Source organism: Streptococcus sp. HMSC066F10 (assembly GCF_001813805.1).
Taxonomy (GTDB): Bacteria; Bacillota; Bacilli; order Lactobacillales; family Streptococcaceae; genus Streptococcus; species Streptococcus vaginalis.
Genome location: NZ_KV813983.1, coordinates 78,421 through 101,242 on the forward strand (window position 1 = coordinate 78,421; position 22,822 = coordinate 101,242).

Consider the following 22,822-nt stretch of genomic DNA (forward strand, 5'->3'; position numbering starts at 1 on the left):
ATGAAACAAATTCAAATTGCCATTGATGGTCCGGCTTCAAGCGGAAAGTCAACGGTTGCTAAGATTATTGCGAAAGATTTCGACTACACTTACTTGGATACAGGCGCTATGTATCGTGCGGCGACGTACTTAGCTTTACAAAATGATTTATCTGCAGAAAAGTGGTCTGAAATTGTCGCATTATTAGACACTTATCCAGTTAGTTTTGGGCGTGATAAAAATGGGGAGCAGCTTGTTTTTGTGGGAGATGTAGATGTGACGCATCCGATTCGTGAAAACGAAGTGACCAACAATGTCTCTTGGGTATCTGCAATTCCAGAAGTACGAGAAAAGTTGGTGGATTTACAGCGAGAAATTGCATCTCAAGGTGGTATTGTCATGGACGGCCGTGACATTGGAACGGTTGTGCTACCTCATGCGGAATTAAAAATTTTTCTCGTAGCCTCAGTTGACGAAAGAGCTGAGCGCCGTTATAAAGAAAATCTTGAAAAAGGCATTCCGACGGACTTGGAAACTTTGAAAAAAGAAATTGCAGAGCGGGACTATAAAGACAGTCACCGAGCGGTTTCTCCTTTAAAACCAGCAGTTGATGCCATTCATTTTGATACAACGGGTATCGGAATTGCTGAAGTTGTGGCTTTTATCGAAGAAAAAGCTAAAAAAATCCTTGACAAATAATCTGAAACTTGATATTATATAAAAGTTGAGAAAAGCAGAAGTGAGAGCTTCTCGCCTTGCGACTAACGTTGTCTGGCTCTACGGATTAAGTTTCAGAGATGAAATACTATCATGTAGTGCGGGCTTGCGTTAGCAAGTCCGCTCTTGTTTTTCTCTAAAAATAAAAAAGAGGTGAAAACCATAGCAAAACAAGACTTATTCATCAATGATGAAATTCGTGTGCGTGAAGTTCGTTTGATCGGTCTTGATGGTGAGCAATTGGGCATTAAACCACTTAGCGAAGCACAAGCAATTGCTGACGATGCAAATGTGGACCTTGTTCTAATTCAACCACAAGCTAAACCGCCTGTTGCGAAAATTATGGACTACGGAAAGTTCAAATTTGAGTATCAGAAAAAACAAAAAGAACAACGCAAAAAGCAAAGTGTTGTTACCGTGAAAGAAGTTCGTCTCAGTCCAACGATTGACAAAGGTGATTTTGATACAAAACTTCGCAACGCACGCAAGTTCCTTGAAAAAGGAAATAAAGTGAAGGTTTCTATTCGCTTTAAAGGGCGGATGATTACTCACAAAGAAATCGGAGCTAAAGTATTAGCCGACTTTGCTCAAGCAACGCAAGACATTGCGATTATTGAACAAAGAGCTAAAATGGATGGACGTCAAATGTTCATGCAATTAGCACCAATCCCTGACAAAAAGTAATCTGTCAGAAGTTAGAAAAAGGAGAAAAATATCATGCCAAAACAAAAAACACACCGCGCATCAGCTAAACGTTTCAAACGTACAGGTTCTGGTGGCTTGAAACGTTTCCGTGCTTACACTTCTCACCGTTTCCACGGAAAAACTAAAAAACAACGTCGTCATCTTCGTAAAGCAGCAATGGTGCATTCAGGAGATTTCAAACGTATCAAAGCAATGCTGACAGGTCTTAAATAAGAGATTTTGTAGCAGATTATTCTAGGAAATATTGGAGGAAATATAAATGGCACGTGTTAAAGGTGGCGTTGTATCACGCAAACGTCGTAAACGTATTTTAAAATTAGCTAAAGGTTACTATGGTGCAAAACATATCTTGTTCCGTACTGCAAAAGAACAAGTAATGAATTCTTACTACTATGCATACCGTGACCGTCGTCAAAAGAAACGTGATTTCCGCAAATTGTGGATTACACGTATCAATGCGGCAGCTCGTATGAATGGTTTGTCATACTCACAATTGATGCACGGTTTGAAATTGGCTGAAATTGAAGTAAACCGTAAAATGCTGGCTGACTTGGCTGTCAACGATGCAGCAGCTTTCACAGCTCTTGCAGATGCAGCTAAAGCAAAATTAGGTAAATAATGAAAATAGGCTGGGAGAATGTTTTCAGCCTTAAATCATACTGTGTCATAAAATAACGATGCAGTGGTTGATTGTTCAAAGTATAGCTTTGAAGTTGCAAGATAGAATTTGCGAAACAAGTCTCAAGACTGTTCGTTTTTCAAACTCAGCAACTTTACAGGAGTGGGATGGAACTAAATGCTATCTCACTCCTTATTTTTTTAGCTAAAACTGGAGAAAATTCGTGATTTAGGATATAATGGAAAAAAGCAAAGGAGGATGCTATGGCTTCTAAAATGTTGCATACGTGCTTGCGAGTGGAAGATCTAGAAAAATCTATTGCATTTTATGCAGATGCATTTGAATTTAAAGAATTACGGCGCAAGGACTTCCCAGAACATCAATTTACAATTGTTTATTTGGGACTTGAAGGTGATGATTATGAGTTGGAATTAACTTATAATTATGGACACGGACCTTATGTGATTGGCGATGGTTTTGCTCATGTGGCTTTGAGTACGGCTGATTTGCTACAGCTTCACGCTGAACACACTGCTAAAGGATATGAGGTTACACAGCAAAATGGACTTCCTGGAACAAAGCCGAATTATTACTTTATTAAGGATCCGGATGGTTATAAAGTTGAAGTGATTCAAGAAAAAACTTTATAAGTTTGTAAATAATTGAAAATGAAAGGCTTGAAATTATTTTAGCCTTTTTTAGTAGGTAAAGTCTTTTTTAAACGAAAGAGACGAGGTAGAAAGGTAGTGTAGTGAAAAAAATACTTCTCATTGTCCTAAATGTCGCTTTTTTAATGATTATTATTTTTGGGAGTTTTCGGATTAGAAAATTGCTACAAGAAAGAAAATTAAATCGACAAATTTCACAAGTTCTGAAAAGGACAGATACAAAATATCATTATGGTTCAGTACGAAAGCAGACAGGACGTGTAGGAAGTCAGCTCATTACGTCTTACTATCCATTAACAGAGAGCAAGCAAGATATTGGTGTTATTAAAGAGAAAATCAATGCCGATATTCAGAAATTTTCAGATAAACAAAGTCAAGTATCGCAATACGATAACCTTATTTTTTATGTGAGTCATTTTACAGAGACAAATTTTTCTGGAGTAAAGCAAGTTGACATCAAGCGAATCTCTTATCCAGTGTTAACTACGAAAGTTGGAAAGGCTAGAGAAGAGGTTTTGGACTCGCTTTACATGTCGTCTGACAATAAATTGTTTAGCTTAAATCGACTTTTTAAAAATGTTGAGCAAGCCAAAAAGTTATTGCTAGAAGAAATGCAGCAGAAAATCACCGCTCTCCATAAAACAGAAGGACAGAAGATTCTACAAGCATTTCAAACAAGAGATATCTCCCAATGGACATTCAGTTATGAAAAAGGAAAACTCAATCTATTTTATAAAAACAATGAGCGAGTTTCAAAGGTGGAAATCGCCTTACCAGCCTTATATGAGGTAATTGATGAGCATTATTTAAAGGGAGAGGATTTGGCAGCTTATCAGTCCTATCAAGCTAAAAAACAGCAAAAATTAGTAGCTTTGACGTTTGACGATGGTCCCAATGCAGCAACGACACCGCAGGCTTTGGATATTTTAGCCAAATACCATGTCAAAGGAACTTTTTTCATGTTGGGGAAAAATGTAGCTGGAAATGAGCAACTTGTCAAACGTGTTCATGATGAGGGGCATGAGATTGGCAATCATAGTTGGAGTCATCCACAATTACCAACTCTTGCTCTTGAGCAAGCAAAAAAACAGATTGAGGATACACAAGCAGCACTTCGGGCTGTTATCGGAGAGAGTCCAAAAATGATGCGTCCACCCTATGGAGCTAGCAATGATGCAATCCGAAATGCTGTTGATATGTCTTTTATCATGTGGAATGTGGATAGCTTGGATTGGAAAAATCGCAATACTGGGTCTATCATGGAGCAAGTGAAAAAGCAGACTTGTCCAGGATCAATCATTTTAATGCATGATATTCATCAAACAACCATTAATGCCTTGCCGAGTGTGATTGAATATTTGCAAAAGAATGGGTACACTTTGGTTACAGTTAGTGAACTTCTGAATCATCAATTGGAAGGACATCGGCTGTATTACGGTGCAAATTAGATAGAAAAAAAGGATAGAAATGGTTACTTCCTATCCTTTTTCTATACTCTTTTTATTTCACATAGAGTTCACGATTTTTTAAGATAATTTCTTGAACGTGGGCATATTTTTTTAGTGTTTTTAATTCTTCTGGGTGGCTGATGAATGTAATGACATAGCCCTCTTTGCCCATACGACCGGTTCGTCCGGCGCGGTGGGTATAGGTTTCAAAATCGCGAGGCAGGTCATAGTTGATGACACATTCGAGAGAATCAATGTCAATTCCTCTAGCTACCAAGTCAGTAGCAAGTAAGAGTGTAAGTTCGTCGTTTTTAAATTGCCCCAAGATGACTTTGCGGAATTTGACATTGACATCACTTGCCAGAGACACAGCTTGAATGTGACGATATTGTAGTTTTTCCTCAGCATTTCCTAAGTCTGAGAGGGCATTGAAAAAGATAAGCGCACGAAATTCTGAGACATAAGCGAGCTTTCGCAAATATTCAACTTTGTCGCGCTGTTTAACTTGCATATAAAAATGACGAATATTATCAAGTTGTTGATTTTCTGTTTTGATTTGGATTGTATTTTCAACAATTTTATCCTGCTCAAATTTAGCAGTAGCACTCATATAAATCAATTGATGTTCACGAGGTACATAGTGAATAATTTTGTCAACAAAGTGATATTGTGAATCACTAAGCAATTGATCAAATTCATCCAGAATGATTGTATCAACATTCATCATTTTGATTTTTCTTAGTTTGATGAGTTCAAAAATGCGTCCTGGCGTCCCGATGAGAATTTCAGGGCCTTTTTTTAACCGTTCAATTTGTCGTTTTTGGCTGGAGCCAGATAGAAAGAGCTGAGCTGTTAAGCCAAGTAGTTCAGCCCATGTTTTGGTGACGTCGAAAATTTGTCCAGCTAGCTCAGTATTGGGAGCCAAGATAAGTAATTGCTGGGATTTCTTAGGCTTTAGTTTTAGAAGACTAGGAAAAAGATAGGCAAGTGTTTTTCCAGTTCCGGTAGGGCTTATTCCAAGGACATTTTCACCCTCTGTAATAGGTTGAAAGAGTTGTTCTTGAATGGGAGTTAAATACTCAAAGCCAAGTTTGGTAAGTTGGTCTTGCCAACTTTGAGGGAAATTAGTTGTTGTCATGATCAGCCTCAAATCTAATACCAGCATCTTGCCGCATGCTAAACAGAGTTTTATGCACGGCAGCAGCAGCGTCTAGCCAGTTTTGGTAAATTTCTTGTTTTATCTCACCGCTCAATACTTGAGCGAATCGTTTGGCTTCTTCTGCCATGGTGTGAGAAGAGCGCACAATTTCAAGAGTCTTTTTCTCTTTATTTAAATCTTGAAAAACAGCCGAAGTAATGAATTCAATCGAATTTAAGGTCAGTGTACCGTCTGTTGTATAAATTTCAGCAGGGAAAAAACTATTGATATTTTTTCCGGTTTGGATAGTTACTTGAAATTCTGGATAGATTAAGCTTCCTACTCCATTTAGATCAACAGTATTTGGTAACTGCTGAGCGGTGTAACAGGCATTTTCTGGTGCTCCAAAAAGTCGTATGGCTGTATAGACAGGATAAATGCCTAAGTCCATTAGAGCACCGCCTGAAAATTTCGCCGAAAAGACGTTTGGCTTTTGTCCAGCTAACAGAGCTGGCATTTTGGAAGAATACTTCGCATAGGTGAAATGCGCTCCAAGAATGGTTTTGTTTTTGAGAAACTCTGAAATGACGTCAAATGATTGCTCATGATAGTTTCGAGCCGCTTCAAAAATGTACACATGTTGTTCTTGAGCTAATGCTACCAATTCAGCCCATTCTTCTGGGCGTGAGACAGCAGGCTTTTCCACAATCACATGTTTGCCTGCTAAAATAGCAGCTTTTGCTTGTGGGAAATGCAGAGAGTTGGGGCTTGCAATATAAATAATGTCTACATCACTAGTTAAAAAATCAGCCATATCTGTGTAGCAATCTACATTTTCATAATGACTGGCAAATGCTTGAGCAGCTTGTATCGTCCGTGAATACACCGTAGTCAATTGGTACTCTTTTGTAGCATGAGCAGCCTTGACAAATTGGTGAACAATGTCTCCAGTTCCAATCGTTCCGAGTTTTAACATCGTTTTCTCCTTATTTTTTATCTTGTCATTTATTTTGATTTACCTCTTTCATTATATCATGATTTGTTGTAAAATAGATAAGATGAGAAAAAATGGAGTGAATAATGCAAAATAGACCGATTATTATTGGCGTGACTGGTGGATCTGGTGGTGGAAAAACCAGTGTTTCGAGAGCTATTCTATCAAATTTTCCAAATGAAAAGATTGCTATGATTGAGCATGATTCTTATTATAAGGACCAATCTCATTTGACATTTGAAGAACGAATCAAGACCAACTATGACCATCCTTTTGCTTTTGATACAGATTTGATGATTGCGCAAATCAAGGAATTATTGGCAGGACGTCCGGTAGATATTCCGACGTATGACTATACAGCTCATACACGCAGTGATAAAACGTATCGTCAAGACCCACAGGATGTCTTTATTGTAGAAGGAATTATGGTTTTAGAGGACAAACGCTTACGTGATTTAATGGACATTAAGATTTTTGTGGATACAGATGATGATGTTCGGATCATTCGCAGGATTAAGCGAGATATGGATGAGCGTGGACGTAGTTTAGATAGTGTCATTGAGCAATATTTAGGTGTGGTAAAACCCATGTATCATCAATTTATTGAGCCTACCAAGCGCTATGCGGATGTGATTATTCCAGAAGGAGCTTCTAATACAGTGGCGATTGATTTGATTACAACGAAAATTGAAAAAATCTTGCAAGAAGCAAGAGAGCAATAGAAAGGAAGTCTAGTGAGGGAGTGCTAGACTTTTTAGGTGATGATGATAAATAATGTAAAAAGAAAAAGAGAGTTTCATTCGCGCTCGAAATTTTTTGCCTGTCTGCTGACTTTTTGTGCGGGATTTATTGATGCTTATACATTTATTGAAAGAGGCGGGATATTGGTTGCGGGCCAAACAGGAAATGTTGTTTTCTTGTCAGTTGAATTGATTCATCATGAGACAAGGGAAATAGAAGTGAAGTTGGCAACGATGCTGGCTTTTATGCTAGGCATTTTTGTGCTAACTATTTTCAAAAATAACTTTGAAAATTCTTTATGGCGCTTATCCAGCATTCTCCACTGATTTTGTTTTGTGGGCTTACAGGATTTCTACCAGCAACCGTGTCTAATCTTTTCATTGTTCCGCCGATTGGTTTTTGTATGGGGTTGGTGGCAACAGCTTTTGGTGAAGTGGACGGCATTGTCTACAATAATTCTTTTATGAAAGGCAATATCAAAAAAACAATGGTAGCTTTTGGTACTTATGTGCGGACAAAAGAAAAAACTTGCTTAGCAGAAGGCATTTTCTTCGTTGCTTTATTAGGAAGTTTTGTGACAGGAGCGATTGTTTCCACTTATTTGATACAATTTTATTTGTTGAAAACAATCTGGCTCGTAGCTATTATTTTACTAGCATTTTTAACTTTTAGAATGGTGCAATACATTCGCAGAAGATAAATTAAAATTGCAACTCAGCTTTGATGAGAGTTGCAATTTTTTGATAGAGTTATGGAATGTTAGTCTTTGTAAGAAACGATACCAATAATAGTATCAACGGCGTGTTCCATTGTTTGCAGACTGACATATTCAAAGCGTCCATGCATATTTTCACCACCAGCAAAGATATTTGGTGTCGGAATGCCCATAAAGGAAATCTTTGAGCCGTCTGTTCCGCCACGAATAGGTTCGATAATCGGTTTGATGTCCAATTTTTCCATAACAGCCTTTGCAATATTGATAGGTGTCATGTCTTTTTCAATGACTTGGCGCATATTGTAGTATTGATCTTTAAGCTCTAACTGAACACGTTCGCCTCCAAGCGTTGCATTCATCTTATCGGCAATAGAGCGCATCAGTTCTTTGCGTTGCTCAAAAGTTGCTGTGTCGAAGTCACGAATGATATAACTTGCTTTTGCTTCTTCGACAGTTCCTTCTACATTCATAAGGTGGTAGAAGCCCTCGTAGCCGTCTGTCAGCTCTGGTCGAGCACCTTCTGGCAATTGATTATGAAAGTCAATGGCTAATTGCAGAGCGTTAATCATTTGTCCTTTGGCAGTGCCTGGGTGGACATTGCGTCCTTGGAAAGTAATGTCAGCTGCGGCTGCGCTAAAGGTTTCAAATTGAAGTTCTCCGAGCGGTCCACCGTCAATCGTATAAGCAAAATCCACATCGAAATCTGCCGCATCAAACTTGTCAGCTCCGATACCGATTTCTTCATCTGGACCAAAGCCAACTCGAATTTCGCAGTGTTTGATGTCAGGATGAGCTGCTAGATATTCAATTGCTGTCATAATTTCAGCAATACCTGATTTATCATCAGATCCAAGAAGAGTCGTTCCATCGGTTGTAATCAAGGTTTGTCCTTTGTATTTTTTCAAACTAGCAAAATCAGCAGGGTCAAGATTAAAACCAGACTGCCCAAGCGGAATCACTTCACCATCATAATTTTCAATAATTTGTGCATTGACACCTTCTGCGTTGAAATCTGCGGTGTCCATGTGGGAAATGAGACCAATCTTGTGTGTGAAACTTGAGTCATTTGCAGGAAGAGTACCGATAGCGTAGCCATTTGGTAAGTAGTAGACATTTTCCAAGCCGACCCGCTTCATCTCAGGGATAAGGATATTAGTCGCAAAGTCCACCTGACTCTGGGTGCTGGGAGTAGTAGCGGAGGTCTCGTCTGAGCGCGTATTTACTTTTACATAAGTCAAAAAACGTTCTAAAAGAGTAGGGTAGTTCATAAGTTCTCCTTTTTGCATAGATGTAATTAGTGTATCATATTTTGAGAGGGAAGGCTATTTACAAATAGTGAAAGAATGACAATATTCTCAATAAAAATCATGAACTTGAAAAGAATCTCATGATTCATCCTATTAGTTATTTAAAATGAGTTTTTCAATAGCTGTGGCAACACCGTTTTCATCATTGCTATCTGTAACGTAATCAGCGAGTTTTTTGACATAGTCGCTAGAATTTCCCATAGCTACACCAAAACCTGCAAACTCTAACATTTCGATGTCATTATTGGCGTCACCAAGTGCCATAATTTCTTGGGGCTTGATATCTAATCGTTGAGCTAATTCCCTAAGAGCAGTCGCTTTAGTAGTGCCTTTGGGCATGGCTTCGTAAATGACTGGTTGGGAACGAACGCCACTGAAATGCTGGCAAATCTGGCTTGCAAATTGCTTTTCAAAGGTATCTAACTCATCAGGCTGTGCTAGAAACATAGCTTGAAACATGATATTCTTGCCACTGATAGCTTCTTTGAGGCTGATTTCTGTGGGGGTTGTAAAAACAAGGCTAGCGTCATAAGTGACTAACTCACTTGGCTTTTCGTCTACTACTAAATAACGTTCTTCATCAAAAAGAGTCAATTGGACAGGAGTTTGCTTGGAAATTTTATCCAAGTAAAGAATGTCTTCCACACTCAACTCTTTCCAAGCAACAAGCTTCCAATCCTTTGTTTGATGAGTGGAGCAGCCGTTATTGATAATGACATATTCATTATCTCCACTCAGTCCTAATTGTTCATAATAAGGTTTCACTCCGACTAGAGGGCGACCTGTACAAAGAACCAGCTTTACTCCATGTTCGACAGCTTGATGAATTGCTTGAATATGTGCCTTGGGAATTTCTTTTTGACTATTTAAAAGCGTACCGTCCATATCTAATGCGATTAGTTTAATCATAGCATTCTCGTTTCTGTAAATATATTTATTTCTATTATAGCACAAATGAAACGGGATATAGAATGCTTTTTCAAGACTGGTAAAAGTCACCTTTCTTATGTTATAATAAATAGAATACCCGAAAAGGATGAGAAAAATGAACTTAGATGAATTAAAAAAGCGGCAGGAGAAAATTCGAAATTTCTCCATTATCGCGCATATTGATCACGGTAAATCAACTTTGGCAGACAGAATCTTGGAAGCAACGGATACGGTTTCGAGTCGAGAAATGCAGGCTCAGCTTTTGGATAGCATGGATTTGGAGCGGGAGCGGGGCATTACCATTAAGCTCAATGCGATTGAACTCAACTATACTGCTAAGGACGGCGAAACTTATATTTTCCACTTGATTGACACACCAGGGCATGTGGACTTTACTTATGAGGTCTCTCGTTCTTTGGCAGCTTGTGAAGGAGCTGTTTTGGTGGTTGATGCAGCACAAGGCATTGAAGCACAAACTTTAGCCAATGTCTACCTCGCCTTGGATAATGATTTAGAAATTTTGCCGGTTATCAATAAAATTGACTTGCCTGCTGCTGATCCAGAGCGAGTACGGACTGAGATTGAAGATGTCATTGGTTTGGACGCAAGCGAAGCTGTGTTGGCTTCGGCTAAAGCTGGTATCGGGATTGAAGAGATTCTAGAGCAAATCGTGGAGAAAGTTCCTGCGCCGACAGGAGATGTGACCGCTCCACTCAAAGCCCTTATTTTTGACTCGGTTTATGATGCTTATCGTGGAGTTATTCTGCAAGTACGCGTGATGGACGGAGTTGTGAAGCCAGGTGATACCATTCAGCTCATGAGCAATGGCAAGACCTTTGATGTGACTGAAGTTGGTATTTTTACTCCAAAAGCTGTTGGACGAGATTTCCTCGCAACAGGTGATGTTGGTTATATCGCAGCTTCGATCAAGACCGTTCAAGATACTCGGGTTGGCGATACGGTGACCTTAGTGGACAATCCAGCAGATGAACCACTTCATGGCTACAAGCAGATGAACCCGATGGTTTTTGCTGGACTTTATCCGATTGAGTCCAATAAATATAATGATTTGCGGGAAGCTTTGGAAAAACTTCAGCTTAATGATGCTAGTCTTCAATTTGAGCCCGAAACTTCTCAAGCTTTAGGTTTTGGCTTCCGCTGTGGCTTCTTGGGCTTGTTGCACATGGACGTCATTCAGGAGCGTTTGGAGCGTGAGTTTAATATTGATCTGATTATGACGGCACCGTCGGTTATCTACAAGGTTAATATGACAGACGGCGAATCCCTTGATGTTTCCAATCCGAGCGAATTTCCAGAACCGACCAAGATTGATTCCATTGAAGAGCCTTATGTCAAAGCACAGATTATGGTGCCGCAGGAATTTGTCGGAGCGGTAATGGAATTGGCTCAGCGTAAACGCGGTGACTTTGTGACTATGGACTATATCGATGAAAATCGAGTCAATGTCATCTACCAAATCCCGTTGGCAGAAATTGTCTTTGATTTCTTTGACAAACTAAAATCCTCAACTCGTGGTTATGCTAGCTTTGACTATGAAATCTCAGAATACCGCAAGTCGAGTCTCGTTAAAATGGATATTCTCCTTAATGGTGACAAAGTAGATGCTCTTAGCTTCATTGTTCACAAGGAATTTGCCTATGAACGCGGAAAATTGATTGTTGAAAAATTAAAGAAAATTATTCCGCGTCAGCAATTTGAAGTGCCGATTCAGGCAGCAATTGGTCAGAAAATTGTGGCACGGACAGATATTAAAGCTTTGCGCAAGAATGTCTTGGCAAAATGTTATGGTGGAGATGTTTCCCGTAAACGTAAGCTCTTGGAAAAACAAAAGGCTGGTAAGAAGCGGATGAAAGCCATCGGATCTGTTGAAGTGCCACAAGAAGCGTTCCTCAGCGTCCTCAGCATGGATGATGAGTGATATTGTACCAAAGCTATAAAGAGAGTGGAATGCTCGCTTTTCTTGTGCCGTAAAATAGTTGTGAACTTCAAATAAATATGCTGAAATAAAAATATAGAAGGAATTGGTTATGAAGAAGAAAAAGAGCTGGCTGATTTTATTTTTAGCAGTACTCCTTATCTTTACACTAGAGGCATGTAGTTCAAGCGGAGGGAATAAACCAAAATCATCACAACAGTCATCTTCGTCAAGTAAAGTATCTGCAAAAGAAAGCAGTAGCTCAAGTTCATCAAATGTTATGAAAAAAGATGTGAAGATGGAAGAAATGCAACGTGTAGGCTCAGATGATTATGGCTATATTGACATTCCAAAAAATTGGTTGAAATTTAGGGATGTTGATGGTGGCGACAGTATTCAATATACGGATGGTTCTGGCTACAATATTGTAACTATGAATGCTTACACGAAAGAAAAAGCTAAGATTCAAGAAAGAGAAGAGTTTACAGCTCAGACAATTGCCAATCGTATTTATTATAATTGGCAAAACAATAAAAATGTAAATAGAGTTTGTGGCTCAAAAGGAGCGGTTGCAGGTAACGAAGCCTATCAAGTAAATATCATCATGAAATCAGGGCAGTATCTGGTTAGTTGAATTTTCAAAAAGGACGAGAAAGTTTATCTTATTGCACTTGAAGGCAATCGAGAAACCCTAATAAAGCTTCCTCCTTATATTGAAAAGACATGGAGTTTACGTAAATAGAAAGTTTAAAAGAAACCTTTAAGAACTGAGAGAATGTGATATTCAAACTTAAATTGAAAAGAGTGAGAAGAAGTTGGTTTCTATGCAATAACAGCTTCCCCGCTCTTTTTTCATAGCTCATAAAAATCACGAATAAGGACGTACAAGCATTTTTCGGATTCGTAAGGGAAATATTTTTCTTTATTCTATCGTAAATATTTGCTAAATTTGGTATAATAGATTGAATTTTGTTTAAGAGAGAGAAAAAATGTCAACTTTAGAAATGTTAAAATCAGAATTGAACGGAATTGATATCCGTTTTGATGAACCTTTGAAACAATACACTTATACAAAAGTAGGTGGAGCTGCCGATTATCTGGTTTTTCCGCGAAATCGTTATGAATTGGCACGAGTGGTGAAATTTGCTAATCGGGAGCAGATTCCTTGGATGGTACTAGGAAATGCTAGCAATATCATCGTTCGTGATGGTGGTATTCGTGGTTTTGTGATTATGTTTGATAAATTAAATGGTGTTGCAGTGGATGGCTACACCATTGAAGCAGAAGCAGGTGCTAATCTCATCGAAACGACACACATTGCACTTCATCATAGCTTAACAGGTTTTGAGTTTGCTTGCGGGATTCCAGGGAGCATTGGCGGAGCTGTCTTTATGAATGCTGGTGCTTATGGTGGCGAAATTGCTCATATTTTACTTTCTTGTAAGGTGCTGACACGTGATGGAGAAATCAAAAATATCAGTGCACAAGATATGAAATTTGGTTATCGCCGTTCATATGTTCAACAGACAGGTGATGTGGTGATTTCTGCCAATTTTGCCTTAGCACCAGGTATGCACCGTGTGATTCGTCAAGAAATGGAACGTTTGACCCACCTTCGTCAATTGAAGCAGCCTTTAGAGTATCCTTCTTGTGGCTCTGTTTTTAAACGTCCGGTGGGGCATTTCGCAGGGCAATTGATTAGTGAAGCAAATTTAAAAGGGTACCGCATTGGTGGGGTAGAAGTTTCGACAAAACATGCAGGTTTTATGGTCAATGTTGATAATGGAACTGCAGCAGATTATGAAAATTTGATTGCACATGTGATTGAGACAGTGAAAGTTCATTCTGGTGTGACTTTGGAAAGAGAAGTCCGCATTATTGGCGAGAAATGAGTGTCTCTAGCGGCAACATTCATATTATTCTCTAAAAAAATCAGTCAGGACAAGACTTTAATCTGTCAATCTATGAAAAAGAAGGAATTTATGGCAATTGAACAAACCAATCATTGAATTTAAAAACGTATCAAAAGTTTTTGAGGATAATAATACAGTCGTCTTAAAAGACATCAATTTTGAATTAGAAGAAGGGAAGTTTTACACTCTTTTAGGTGCTTCTGGATCAGGAAAATCAACCATTCTAAATATCATCGCTGGCTTGTTGGATGCGTCCAGCGGTGATGTTTTTCTTGACGGCGTCCGAATCAACGATATTCCGACCAACAAACGTGATGTGCATACGGTGTTTCAGTCCTATGCCCTTTTTCCGCACATGACTGTTTTTGAAAATGTGGCATTTCCGTTGCGTTTGCGTAAAGTTGAAAAACAAGAAATAGAGCGACGGGTTGCAGAAGTCCTGAAAATGGTGCGTTTGGATGGTTTTGAGAAACGCTCTATTCGTAAATTGTCCGGTGGACAACGCCAACGGGTTGCTATTGCGCGTGCTATTGTCAATGAACCGCGTGTCGTTTTGCTAGATGAGCCTTTATCTGCACTGGATTTGAAGTTGCGAACAGACATGCAGTATGAATTGCGGGAATTACAGCAGCGTCTAGGGATTACTTTTGTCTTTGTCACCCATGACCAAGAAGAAGCACTGGCCATGAGCGACTGGATTTTTGTGATGAATGACGGGGAGATTGTGCAGTCAGGGACACCTGTTGATATATATGATGAACCTATCAATCACTTTGTAGCAACGTTTATCGGGGAATCCAATATTCTTCCTGGAAAGATGATTGAAGACTATTTGGTTGAATTTAATGGCAAACGATTTGAAGCCGTTGACGGAGGAATGCGTCCTAATGAGCAGGTGGAAGTCGTCATTCGTCCAGAAGATTTGCGGATTACACTTCCGGAAGAAGGAAAACTGCAAGTTAAGGTTGATACGCAGCTTTTCCGTGGCGTGCATTATGAGATTATCGCTTATGATGAATTGGGCAATGAGTGGATGATTCATTCGACTCGCAAGGCCATTGTCGGAGAAGAGATTGGGCTGAACTTTGAACCAGAAGACATTCATATCATGCGGCTTAATGAAACAGAGGAAGAGTTCGATGCTCGAATTGAAGAATATGTGGAAATGGAAGAGCAAGAAGCTGGCTTAATCAATGCCATTGAGGAGGAGCGCGATGAAGAAAACAACCTCTAATCTTTTTGTTGCTCCTTATATTCTTTGGATTTTATTATTTGTATTGGCGCCTGTTGCCATGATTGTTTGGCAGTCGTTTTTCAATATCGAAGGTCATTTCACCCTTGAAAACTACAAGACTTACTTCACTTCGCAAAATCTGACTTATCTCAAAATGAGTTTGAACTCTGTTTTATATGCGGGGATTATCACAGTTGTCACTTTAGTAATCAGTTACCCAACTGCATTTTTATTGACGCAACTAAAGCACAGACAGCTTTGGTTGATGCTCATCATCTTGCCGACCTGGGTCAATCTGCTTCTCAAAGCTTATGCTTTTATTGGGATTTTCGGACAAAATGGCTCTGTCAATCAATTTTTAAGTTTTATTGGGATAGGTGCTCAACAAATCCTGTTTACAGATTTCTCTTTTATTTTTGTAGCCAGCTATATTGAGCTGCCCTTTATGATATTGCCGATTTTTAATGTTTTAGAGGATATGGATCAAAATCTGATCAATGCTAGCTATGACCTTGGTGCCAATCGTTGGGAAACCTTCCGTCGTGTCGTTTTTCCTTTATCTATGAATGGCGTGAGAAGTGGTGTGCAGTCTGTCTTTATTCCCAGTCTCAGTCTTTTTATGCTGACGCGTTTGATCGGTGGCAATCGCGTTATTACGCTAGGTACAGCCATTGAGCAGCACTTTCTGACTACACAAAATTGGGGCATGGGCTCAACCATTGGTGTTGTCTTGATTGTAGCCATGCTCGTTATCATGTGGGCAACGAAAGAAAGGGGAGAACGATGAAAAAAACTGCTAGTATTTATTTAACAGTCGTCTTCTTAATTCTTTATTTGCCGATTTTTTATTTGATTGGCTATGCGTTTAATGCTGGCGATGATATGAGCAAGTTTACAGGCTTTAGTCTGACGCATTTTCAAAATATGTTCAGTGATACTCGCCTGATGCTCATTTTGGCACAAACTTTTTTTCTAGCTTTTCTATCTTCTTTGATTGCAACAGCAATCGGAACGTTTGGTGCCATTTATATTTATCAAGCCAAAAAGAAATACCAAGATGCCTTTTTATCGGTTAATAATATCCTTATGGTAGCGCCAGATGTCATGATTGGGGCTAGTTTCTTAATTCTTTTTACAACTATCAAATTTCAATTAGGTTTTCTATCTGTTCTGGCGAGTCATATTGCCTTTTCAATTCCTATCGTCGTCTTGATGATATTGCCACGGCTAAAAGAGATGAATGATGACATGATTAAGGCAGCCTATGATTTAGGGGCAAGCCAAGTTCAGATGTTAAAAGAAATCATGTTGCCCTATTTGACACCAGCCATTATTGCAGGGTATTTTATGGCTTTTACCTATTCCTTGGATGATTTTGCAGTGACTTTCTTTGTGACAGGAAATGGCTTCTCAACCTTGTCTGTTGAAATTTACTCGCGGGCTCGGCAAGGAATTTCGCTAGAAATCAATGCTCTTTCTGCTTTGGTATTTCTGTTTAGTATTCTTTTAGTGATTGGCTATTACTTTATTTCTCGTGAGAAGGAGGATGCGGTATGAAAAAGCTCTATTCATTTTTAATGGGCATTGTTGCCATTATCCTTGTTCTCTGGGGAGTGAGTTATCACATTGAAAGTCGGACAAAAAGTGGCTCTGGTGACAAATTGGTCATCTACAATTGGGGAGACTATATTGATCCAGAGTTGCTGACGAAGTTCACCAAGGAAACGGGCGTCCAAGTCCAATATGAAACTTTTGATTCCAACGAATCCATGTACACCAAGATTAAGCAAGGCGGGACAACTTACGATATTGCCATTCCTAGTGAATACATGATTTCTAAAATGATGTCGGAACACTTACTAGAAAAGTTGGATCATTCTCAGATTAAAGGACTAGAAAATATTGGCAAACGGTTCTTAAATCAATCATTTGATCCTAAAAATCAATACTCTATTCCTTACTTTTGGGGAACGCTAGGCATTGTCTACAACACAGAATTAGTCAAAACAGCTCCTAAGCATTGGAGTGATTTGTGGCGACCTGAATATAAAAACTCTATCATGATGATTGATGGAGCGCGCGAGGTAATGGGTGTTGGGTTAAATGCTTTAGGTTATAGCCTCAATTCTAAAAATACTAAGCAATTACAAGAAGCAGTTGATAAGCTTTATACGTTGACACCAAATATCAAAGCAATTGTAGCAGACGAAATGAAAGGCTATATGATTCAAAACAATGCGGCGATTGGCGTTAGTTTTTCAGGTGAAGCACGGCAAATGTTGGAAAAGAATGACAAGCTTCGCTATGTTGTCCCAACAGAAGCCAGCAATCTTTGGTTTGATAATATTGTCATTCCTAAAACGGTCAAAAATAAAAAAGCTGCTTATCAATTTATTAACTTTATGTTAAGACCTGAAAATGCCTATAAAAATGCTTTGTATGTTGGTTACTCAACACCTAACATGCCTGCTAAGGCGATGTTGCCAAAAGAAATTCAAGAGGACAAAGCCTTTTACCCAGATGAAGAAACAATGAAGCACTTAGAGGTCTATCAACAACTCGGCGCTAAGTGGTTGGGAATTTATAATGACTTGTATCTTCAAGTGAAAATGTATCGGAAATAATGCTCCGTGAAAATTGTTTCGAGCCTTGTTAGCCACCGGACTGTTAAAGTCTGCGGATAGAGAAACTGAGGTTTCCATCAAAAACCTTCTGGAAGCCAGTTGGAGTTGTAGGACAGGATTCACGCAGTGAATCTTATTCAGACTTTTTGATTTTCATTGAGAGTATAAAATTAAATATAAAAAATAACGGAAGTTGAGCAACTCCTAGACCTTGGTCTGATTGGTTGTCTCGCTTCCGCTTTTTTAATTGCTAGAGCTTGAAGTAGTTGTATTTGTGTCGTTGTCAGTCGTTGTGCTGCTTGTCTGGCTAGAGCTAGTGTCGCTTGATGTATTACTAGACTGCGTGGTGTCAGAACTAGCGCTACTCGTTTCTGTCTCGCCTTGACTTGCAGCTGTTGTGTCGCTAGATTTAGCCCCGTCTGTTGTTGTTTCTTTCTGAATTTCTTTGATAATAGTTGTTTGTGTCGTCTGGCTACTTTTTGTCTTGGTATCAGATTTATTATTGTTCATGAAAGTCAAGATTGTAATTGTTGCAGTGATAATCCCAAGAATACTCCCAATCGTAGCAAGGGTCTTCTGAAAAGCAGAAAGTCCTTTTTTGATATGATGACGAGTAGGCGTTTTTTCTTCTTTTGTATTTGAAGTTTTGTTTTTTCGAGAATAATTTTCCATTGTGAGTTGCTAATCTCCTTTCTCATCTCCATTATACCCTCTTTATTTAAAATTGTCTTAAAAAAATTCAAAATGTTGAAAATTCCATGTAAAGCAATTGAAAATTGATTGAAAAAATTACCTTTTACAAAAAATCAGCTCCATCCTTGTCTGTCCTGTTAGCAGATAGAAAGAGCTGATTCACTCATAAGGAAGGAACTAGAAAAGATGTGCTTGCGCAACAGCTAATCGTGCAGCAGGAACGCGATAAGGTGAGCAAGAAACATAAGTAATGCCAATCTCTTGGAAGAAAGGAATAGAAGCTGGATCTCCTCCGACTTCACCACAAATGCCAATTGGAAGTTCTGGCTTCACTTGATGAGCTTTAGAAATAGCTATTTTCATGAGCTCGCCCACTCCAGCTCGGTCAATGGTTTGGAATGGATCAAATGACATGATTTCTCCCTCTTTGTAATGCTGGATAAATTTTCCAATATCATCACGAGAAAAACCATAGGTCATTTGCGTCAAATCATTGGTACCAAAACTAAAGAAGTCTGCTTCCTCGGCTAATTGATCTGCGATGAAACAAGCGCGTGGCAGTTCAATCATTGTACCGATTTCATAAGGGAATGGCTGCATGTGATGTTTTTTGAAAATGTTATCAATATGCTGACAAAGAGATGTTTTGATTGAAACCAACTCTGCCTTTTCTGCGATTAAAGGAATCATGATTTCTGGTTTAATGACCATGCCTTCTTTTGCTAGTCTTATAGCGCTATTAAAAACGGCTTCTACCTGCATTTTATAAATTTCAGGCTGTGTAATTCCCAAGCGGCAACCACGATGTCCCAGCATTGGATTCGTTTCTTGTAGAGAAGTGATTTTCCGCGTTAGTGTATCAAGAGGTACTTGCAATTTCCCGGATAATTGCTCAATTTCCTGTTGTGTTTTTGGCAAAAATTCGTGCATAGGCGGATCTAGTAAACGGACAATCATCGGTTTATCTTGAATGGTTTGATACATCTGATAGAAATCTTCTTCTTGGAAAGCTAAAAGTGTCATTAAAGCAGACTTAGTTTCGATTTCATTCGTTGATAAAATCAATCTGCGCATTTCTAAAATCCGTTCCTCACCAAAGAACATGTGCTCTGTACGAGCCAGACCAATTCCCTTGGCACCAAATTGAACAGCTGTTTTCAAATCTTGAATGGTTTCAGCATTCGCTCGAACGGTTAGCTGTGCAATTTCATCTGCCCAAGAAAGGAACATCTGTAATTCGTCATTATTATCAATCATAGTGGTTGGAATGCTTCCAATGTAGAGTTTGCCGGAAGTGCCGTCTACAGAAAGGATGTCTCCCTCTTTTAAGGTTACCTTACCGCATACAAGTGTTTTTCCGTCTTCATTGATAGATAATTCTCCGCATCCTGCGACACAACAAGTGCCCATGCCACGAGCTACAACAGCTGCATGAGAAGTCATGCCACCGTGACTGGTCACGATTGCTTGACTAACTACCATTCCTTCAATGTCTTCGGGAGAAGTTTCTTGGCGAACCAAAATCACTTTCTTTCCAAGTGCATGAAATTCTTTGGCGCTCTCGGCAGTAAAGACAATTTCTCCTGTTGCGGCACCTGGACTAGCAGGAAGTCCCTGAGTTAAGTGATGAGCTGATGTTAAAGCTTTTTCTTCAAAAACAGGGTGAATCAGTTGGTCAATGGTAGAAGGACTGACTCGTAGGAGAGCTTCTTGCTTTGAAATCATTTTTTCGTTCACTAAATCCAAAGCAATTTTTAAGCTTGCTTTAGCCGTCCGTTTTCCGTTTCGCGTTTGCAGAATATAAAGCTTTTCTTTTTCAATGGTAAATTCAATATCCTGCATATCTTTGTAGTGTTTTTCAAGAATCTTGGCGTAGTTGCAAAAATCTTCATAGGCCTGTGGTAAGATTCGTTTAAGAGAGTCAATCGGTTCTGGAGTCCGAATACCAGCTACGACATCTTCTCCTTGGGCATTGAGGAGAAATTCCCCAAACAGATGAGGTTCACCAGTAGCAGGATTTCTGGTGAAAACAACGCCTGTGCCACTTTTTTGATCGCTATTGCCAAACACCATACTCTGAACATTGACGGCCGTACCTAAATCATGTGGAATTTGGTTCAATTCGCGGTAAACTTTAGCGCGTGGGTTGTTCCATGATTTGAATACCGCTTTGATAGCAGCGTAAAGTTGCTCTTTAGGGCTTTGTGGGAAATTTTGATAGTGTTCCTGATAGACTTCTTTATATTGTTGAATAAGTGATTGGTGTTCTTCTTTTGAAAAGTCATTGACCTTCTTATTCAATTGTTTTTCGGTTTTTTCTAAACATTGGTCGAATTCTTCTTTGGGGATGCCGTAAACGACATCAGCAAACATCTGCAATAAACGCCGATAACAATTGTAAGCGAAATTGGCATTTGTCGCATCTGCTAAAGTCTGAACACGCAAGTCATTTAGTCCAAGATTGAGAATCGTGTCCATCATACCAGGCATAGAAATTTTAGCTCCGCTACGGACAGAAACCAGTAGTAGTGAGGGTTCATTCCCCATGAAAAATTTATTTGTTTTGGTTTCTAGTTTAGTAATCGCTTTCAAAACTTCCTCTTTTAAAATAGATTCGAAAAAGGAAGGAGTTTCTAAATAACGTAGACAACTTTGAGTTGTAATTGTGAATCCCTCAGGTACAGGCAGCTCCAAATGGGTCATTTCTGCCAAATTGGCACCCTTACCACCTAGTAGTGCCTTGTCTTCAGCGCGTCCTTCTTCAAAAGAATAAATCCATTTATCCATTTTTGCCTCCAATTTATTAAATATATGTCATAATAAAAGACAAATACATTGTAATATACATCATATATGTTTGTCAACAGAAAAGAATCAGTCATAAATCATTGACAATCAGAATCTATTTGTTATAATATGACACATAATGATGATTATTAAAGATTGAAGTTTTTAAAAGGAGTAACAGTTGAAATTAACAAAACGACAAAAAGAGATCGTTGAGATTGTAAAGAAAGATCAACCGATTAGCGGTGAAAAAATCTCAGAACTGTTAGATGTGTCTAGGGCAACTTTGCGCTCAGATTTATCCTTTCTAACCTTAGTAGGGATTTTAAAAGCAAGTCCGAAAGTTGGCTACACTTATGCTGGTTCGGATTTGGAAATGCTCTTTTTCTTTGATACTTTTCAGAAGAAAGTTGAAGATGTCATGACATCACCAGTATTGGTGGCGCACGATTCGTTTATTCAAGATGCCATTATTACTTTATTTATGTATGATGCAGATGTTCTCTATGTGATAGATGAAAAAAAGCAGCTACTAGGTATTTTGTCGCGAAAGGATTTGTTAAGAGCAGCGCTCAATGCCAATATTGATGTGACACCGGTAGCCGTTTGCATGACCAGAATGCCGCATATAAAAACCTGCCATAAAGATTTGAATATCCTTGAAGCTGCGGCACTTTTGCAGGATTTTGCCATTGATTCCTTGCCTGTTGTGGAGGAGCAAAATGAAGGTCATATTATCGGAACAATTACGAAGTCAGCCTTGTTGGACTTTATTATCCAAGAAGCTAGAAATGCAGAAGTGAATAGATAAAAAAGGAGTTTTCATGAAACAAGAGATTACCATTTACGCTATTTCTGATTCTTTGGGAGGAACATCCCAAAAATTACTGTCAGCCGTTATGGCTCAATACCCAGATTTGATTTTTAATAATAGCTATCGTTTCCCTTTTATAAATAAGGAGTCTGAATTGTTGGATATTTTGCAGGACGCTATCAAAGATGACGCAGTTGTGATTAGTACCTTAGTAGACAGTCATTTGGCAGCAACTGCGAGGGAATTTAGCAGAGTCAATCATTTGTCTTATCTGGATTTGATGAATCCATTTTTTGAAATCATCAAAGAAAAAACAGGCACGCAACCGATTGAAGTTCCGGGAGTTCTGCACCGTTTGGACACGGAATATTTCAATAAAATTTCAGCTATTGAATTTGCTGTTAAATATGATGATGGCAAGAACCCGCAAGGATTTTTGGAGTCAGATCTTGTGATTCTAGGAGTTTCTCGAACTTCCAAGACTCCGCTCAGTATCTATTTAGCCAATAAAGGTTACAAAGTGTCCAATCTTCCCTTGATTCCAGAGGTTCCGCTACCGCAAATCTTGGATAAAGTAGATAGAAGAAGAATGATTGGGCTGGTTTGTGAACCGGATAAATTGGTCAAAGTAAGAAGTAACCGTTTGGATGCGCTCGGTTTGACACAAGCTACAAGCTATACAGATGTAGAAAAAATTTATGAAGAATTGGATTATTCTAAAAAAGTATTTCAAAAATATCAAGCACATGTTATCAATATGACAGATAAATCTATTGAAGAAACGGCTTGCATCATTGAAGAACATTTAAAATCTCTGGCTTCAAAATAAGAATTAAAGCCCTAAGGTGCTGTATTTAAAC

Annotated in this window: 21 protein-coding genes, 2 pseudogenes and 1 other annotated feature; of the genes and pseudogenes, 17 read left to right on the forward strand and 6 right to left on the reverse strand. The window is 38.9% G+C overall.

Annotation, left to right across the window (positions count from 1 at the left end; genetic code table 11):
• From cmk to HMPREF2933_RS05725, 6 genes are all read left to right on the forward strand, one after another.
• Positions 1 to 678, forward strand: coding sequence for a (d)CMP kinase (gene cmk, locus HMPREF2933_RS05700; RefSeq protein ID WP_024051813.1), 678 nt, complete (start codon positions 1 to 3; stop codon positions 676 to 678).
• Between the two features lie 26 nt (positions 679 to 704).
• Positions 705 to 834, forward strand: a sequence feature (ribosomal protein L20 leader region).
• Positions 835 to 849: 15 nt separating this feature from the next.
• Positions 850 to 1,380, forward strand: coding sequence for a translation initiation factor IF-3 (infC, locus tag HMPREF2933_RS05705; protein WP_003025051.1), 531 nt, complete (start codon positions 850 to 852; stop codon positions 1,378 to 1,380).
• Positions 1,381 to 1,413: 33 nt separating this feature from the next.
• Complete coding sequence (gene rpmI, locus HMPREF2933_RS05710) at positions 1,414 to 1,614, forward strand: 50S ribosomal protein L35 (RefSeq protein WP_003025048.1); 201 nt, start codon at positions 1,414 to 1,416, stop codon at positions 1,612 to 1,614.
• 46 nt (positions 1,615 to 1,660) lie between these two features.
• Positions 1,661 to 2,020 carry a 50S ribosomal protein L20 gene (rplT, locus tag HMPREF2933_RS05715; protein WP_000124834.1) on the forward strand — a complete coding sequence of 120 codons (360 nt, stop codon included), beginning with the start codon at positions 1,661 to 1,663 and terminating at the stop codon, positions 2,018 to 2,020.
• Positions 2,021 to 2,283: 263 nt separating this feature from the next.
• A complete protein-coding gene (locus HMPREF2933_RS05720; RefSeq protein WP_024051812.1) occupies positions 2,284 to 2,670 on the forward strand; it encodes a lactoylglutathione lyase in 387 nt (128 codons plus the stop codon).
• A 101-nt stretch (positions 2,671 to 2,771) separates the two neighbouring features.
• Complete coding sequence (locus tag HMPREF2933_RS05725; RefSeq protein ID WP_042753984.1) at positions 2,772 to 4,136, forward strand: polysaccharide deacetylase family protein; 1,365 nt, start codon at positions 2,772 to 2,774, stop codon at positions 4,134 to 4,136.
• 52 nt (positions 4,137 to 4,188) lie between these two features.
• Here HMPREF2933_RS05725 and HMPREF2933_RS05730 read toward each other — a convergent pair whose 3' ends face one another.
• On the reverse strand, positions 4,189 to 5,274 hold the full coding sequence (locus tag HMPREF2933_RS05730) for a DEAD/DEAH box helicase (RefSeq protein ID WP_024051810.1): 1,086 nt from the start codon (positions 5,272 to 5,274) through the stop codon (positions 4,189 to 4,191).
• Positions 5,261 to 6,250 (reverse strand): Gfo/Idh/MocA family protein, encoded by a 990-nt coding sequence (locus HMPREF2933_RS05735; RefSeq protein WP_024051809.1) that lies wholly within the window; start codon positions 6,248 to 6,250, stop codon positions 5,261 to 5,263. The genes HMPREF2933_RS05730 and HMPREF2933_RS05735 overlap by 14 nt, the downstream gene beginning before the upstream one ends.
• Before the next feature lie 104 nt (positions 6,251 to 6,354).
• Between HMPREF2933_RS05735 and udk the strand changes: the two genes are divergently transcribed.
• Together udk and HMPREF2933_RS05745 are read left to right on the forward strand one after the other, a co-directional pair.
• On the forward strand, positions 6,355 to 6,990 hold the full coding sequence (gene udk, locus HMPREF2933_RS05740; protein ID WP_003032866.1) for a uridine kinase: 636 nt from the start codon (positions 6,355 to 6,357) through the stop codon (positions 6,988 to 6,990).
• A 39-nt stretch (positions 6,991 to 7,029) separates the two neighbouring features.
• Positions 7,030 to 7,709: pseudogene (locus HMPREF2933_RS05745) on the forward strand (YoaK family protein).
• A 59-nt stretch (positions 7,710 to 7,768) separates the two neighbouring features.
• Here the strand turns inward: HMPREF2933_RS05745 and pepT are convergent.
• Both pepT and HMPREF2933_RS05755 read right to left on the reverse strand, forming a co-directional pair.
• A complete protein-coding gene (gene pepT, locus HMPREF2933_RS05750) occupies positions 7,769 to 8,992 on the reverse strand; it encodes a peptidase T (RefSeq protein WP_024051806.1) in 1,224 nt (407 codons plus the stop codon).
• 132 nt (positions 8,993 to 9,124) lie between these two features.
• The gene (locus tag HMPREF2933_RS05755) at positions 9,125 to 9,940 is read right to left on the reverse strand and encodes a Cof-type HAD-IIB family hydrolase (RefSeq protein WP_024051805.1); all 816 of its coding nucleotides are present in this window, start codon (positions 9,938 to 9,940) and stop codon (positions 9,125 to 9,127) included.
• A gap of 136 nt (positions 9,941 to 10,076) precedes the next feature.
• Here HMPREF2933_RS05755 and lepA point away from each other — a divergent pair, with 136 nt between their 5' ends.
• From lepA to HMPREF2933_RS05790, 7 genes and pseudogenes are all read left to right on the forward strand, one after another.
• On the forward strand, positions 10,077 to 11,900 hold the full coding sequence (gene lepA, locus HMPREF2933_RS05760; protein ID WP_024051804.1) for a translation elongation factor 4: 1,824 nt from the start codon (positions 10,077 to 10,079) through the stop codon (positions 11,898 to 11,900).
• Between the two features lie 109 nt (positions 11,901 to 12,009).
• Positions 12,010 to 12,639 (forward strand): annotated as a pseudogene (locus HMPREF2933_RS05765) (hypothetical protein).
• A gap of 247 nt (positions 12,640 to 12,886) precedes the next feature.
• The gene (murB, locus tag HMPREF2933_RS05770; protein ID WP_024051802.1) at positions 12,887 to 13,789 is read left to right on the forward strand and encodes a UDP-N-acetylmuramate dehydrogenase; all 903 of its coding nucleotides are present in this window, start codon (positions 12,887 to 12,889) and stop codon (positions 13,787 to 13,789) included.
• Between the two features lie 97 nt (positions 13,790 to 13,886).
• Positions 13,887 to 15,044 (forward strand): ABC transporter ATP-binding protein, encoded by a 1,158-nt coding sequence (locus tag HMPREF2933_RS05775; RefSeq protein ID WP_024051801.1) that lies wholly within the window; start codon positions 13,887 to 13,889, stop codon positions 15,042 to 15,044.
• The gene (locus HMPREF2933_RS05780) at positions 15,025 to 15,831 is read left to right on the forward strand and encodes an ABC transporter permease (RefSeq protein WP_024051800.1); all 807 of its coding nucleotides are present in this window, start codon (positions 15,025 to 15,027) and stop codon (positions 15,829 to 15,831) included. Before HMPREF2933_RS05775 ends, HMPREF2933_RS05780 begins: the two co-directional genes overlap by 20 nt.
• On the forward strand, positions 15,828 to 16,601 hold the full coding sequence (locus HMPREF2933_RS05785; protein ID WP_022525953.1) for an ABC transporter permease: 774 nt from the start codon (positions 15,828 to 15,830) through the stop codon (positions 16,599 to 16,601). The genes HMPREF2933_RS05780 and HMPREF2933_RS05785 overlap by 4 nt, the downstream gene beginning before the upstream one ends.
• A complete protein-coding gene (locus tag HMPREF2933_RS05790) occupies positions 16,598 to 17,668 on the forward strand; it encodes an ABC transporter substrate-binding protein (protein ID WP_024051798.1) in 1,071 nt (356 codons plus the stop codon). The genes HMPREF2933_RS05785 and HMPREF2933_RS05790 overlap by 4 nt, the downstream gene beginning before the upstream one ends.
• A gap of 243 nt (positions 17,669 to 17,911) precedes the next feature.
• On the opposite strand, the gene HMPREF2933_RS05795 is transcribed toward HMPREF2933_RS05790, so the two are convergent.
• Together HMPREF2933_RS05795 and ppdK are read right to left on the reverse strand one after the other, a co-directional pair.
• Positions 17,912 to 18,340 (reverse strand): DUF6556 family protein, encoded by a 429-nt coding sequence (locus HMPREF2933_RS05795; RefSeq protein WP_003034958.1) that lies wholly within the window; start codon positions 18,338 to 18,340, stop codon positions 17,912 to 17,914.
• Positions 18,341 to 18,538: 198 nt separating this feature from the next.
• A complete protein-coding gene (gene ppdK, locus HMPREF2933_RS05800) occupies positions 18,539 to 21,148 on the reverse strand; it encodes a pyruvate, phosphate dikinase (RefSeq protein ID WP_024051797.1) in 2,610 nt (869 codons plus the stop codon).
• Positions 21,149 to 21,329: 181 nt separating this feature from the next.
• Between ppdK and HMPREF2933_RS05805 the strand changes: the two genes are divergently transcribed.
• Both HMPREF2933_RS05805 and HMPREF2933_RS05810 read left to right on the forward strand, forming a co-directional pair.
• Positions 21,330 to 21,959 (forward strand): CBS domain-containing protein, encoded by a 630-nt coding sequence (locus tag HMPREF2933_RS05805; RefSeq protein WP_024051796.1) that lies wholly within the window; start codon positions 21,330 to 21,332, stop codon positions 21,957 to 21,959.
• Positions 21,960 to 21,972: 13 nt separating this feature from the next.
• Entirely contained in the window at positions 21,973 to 22,791 is an 819-nt protein-coding gene (locus HMPREF2933_RS05810; RefSeq protein WP_003032860.1) for a pyruvate, water dikinase regulatory protein, read from the forward strand.
• The last annotated feature ends 31 nt before the right edge of the window (positions 22,792 to 22,822 follow it).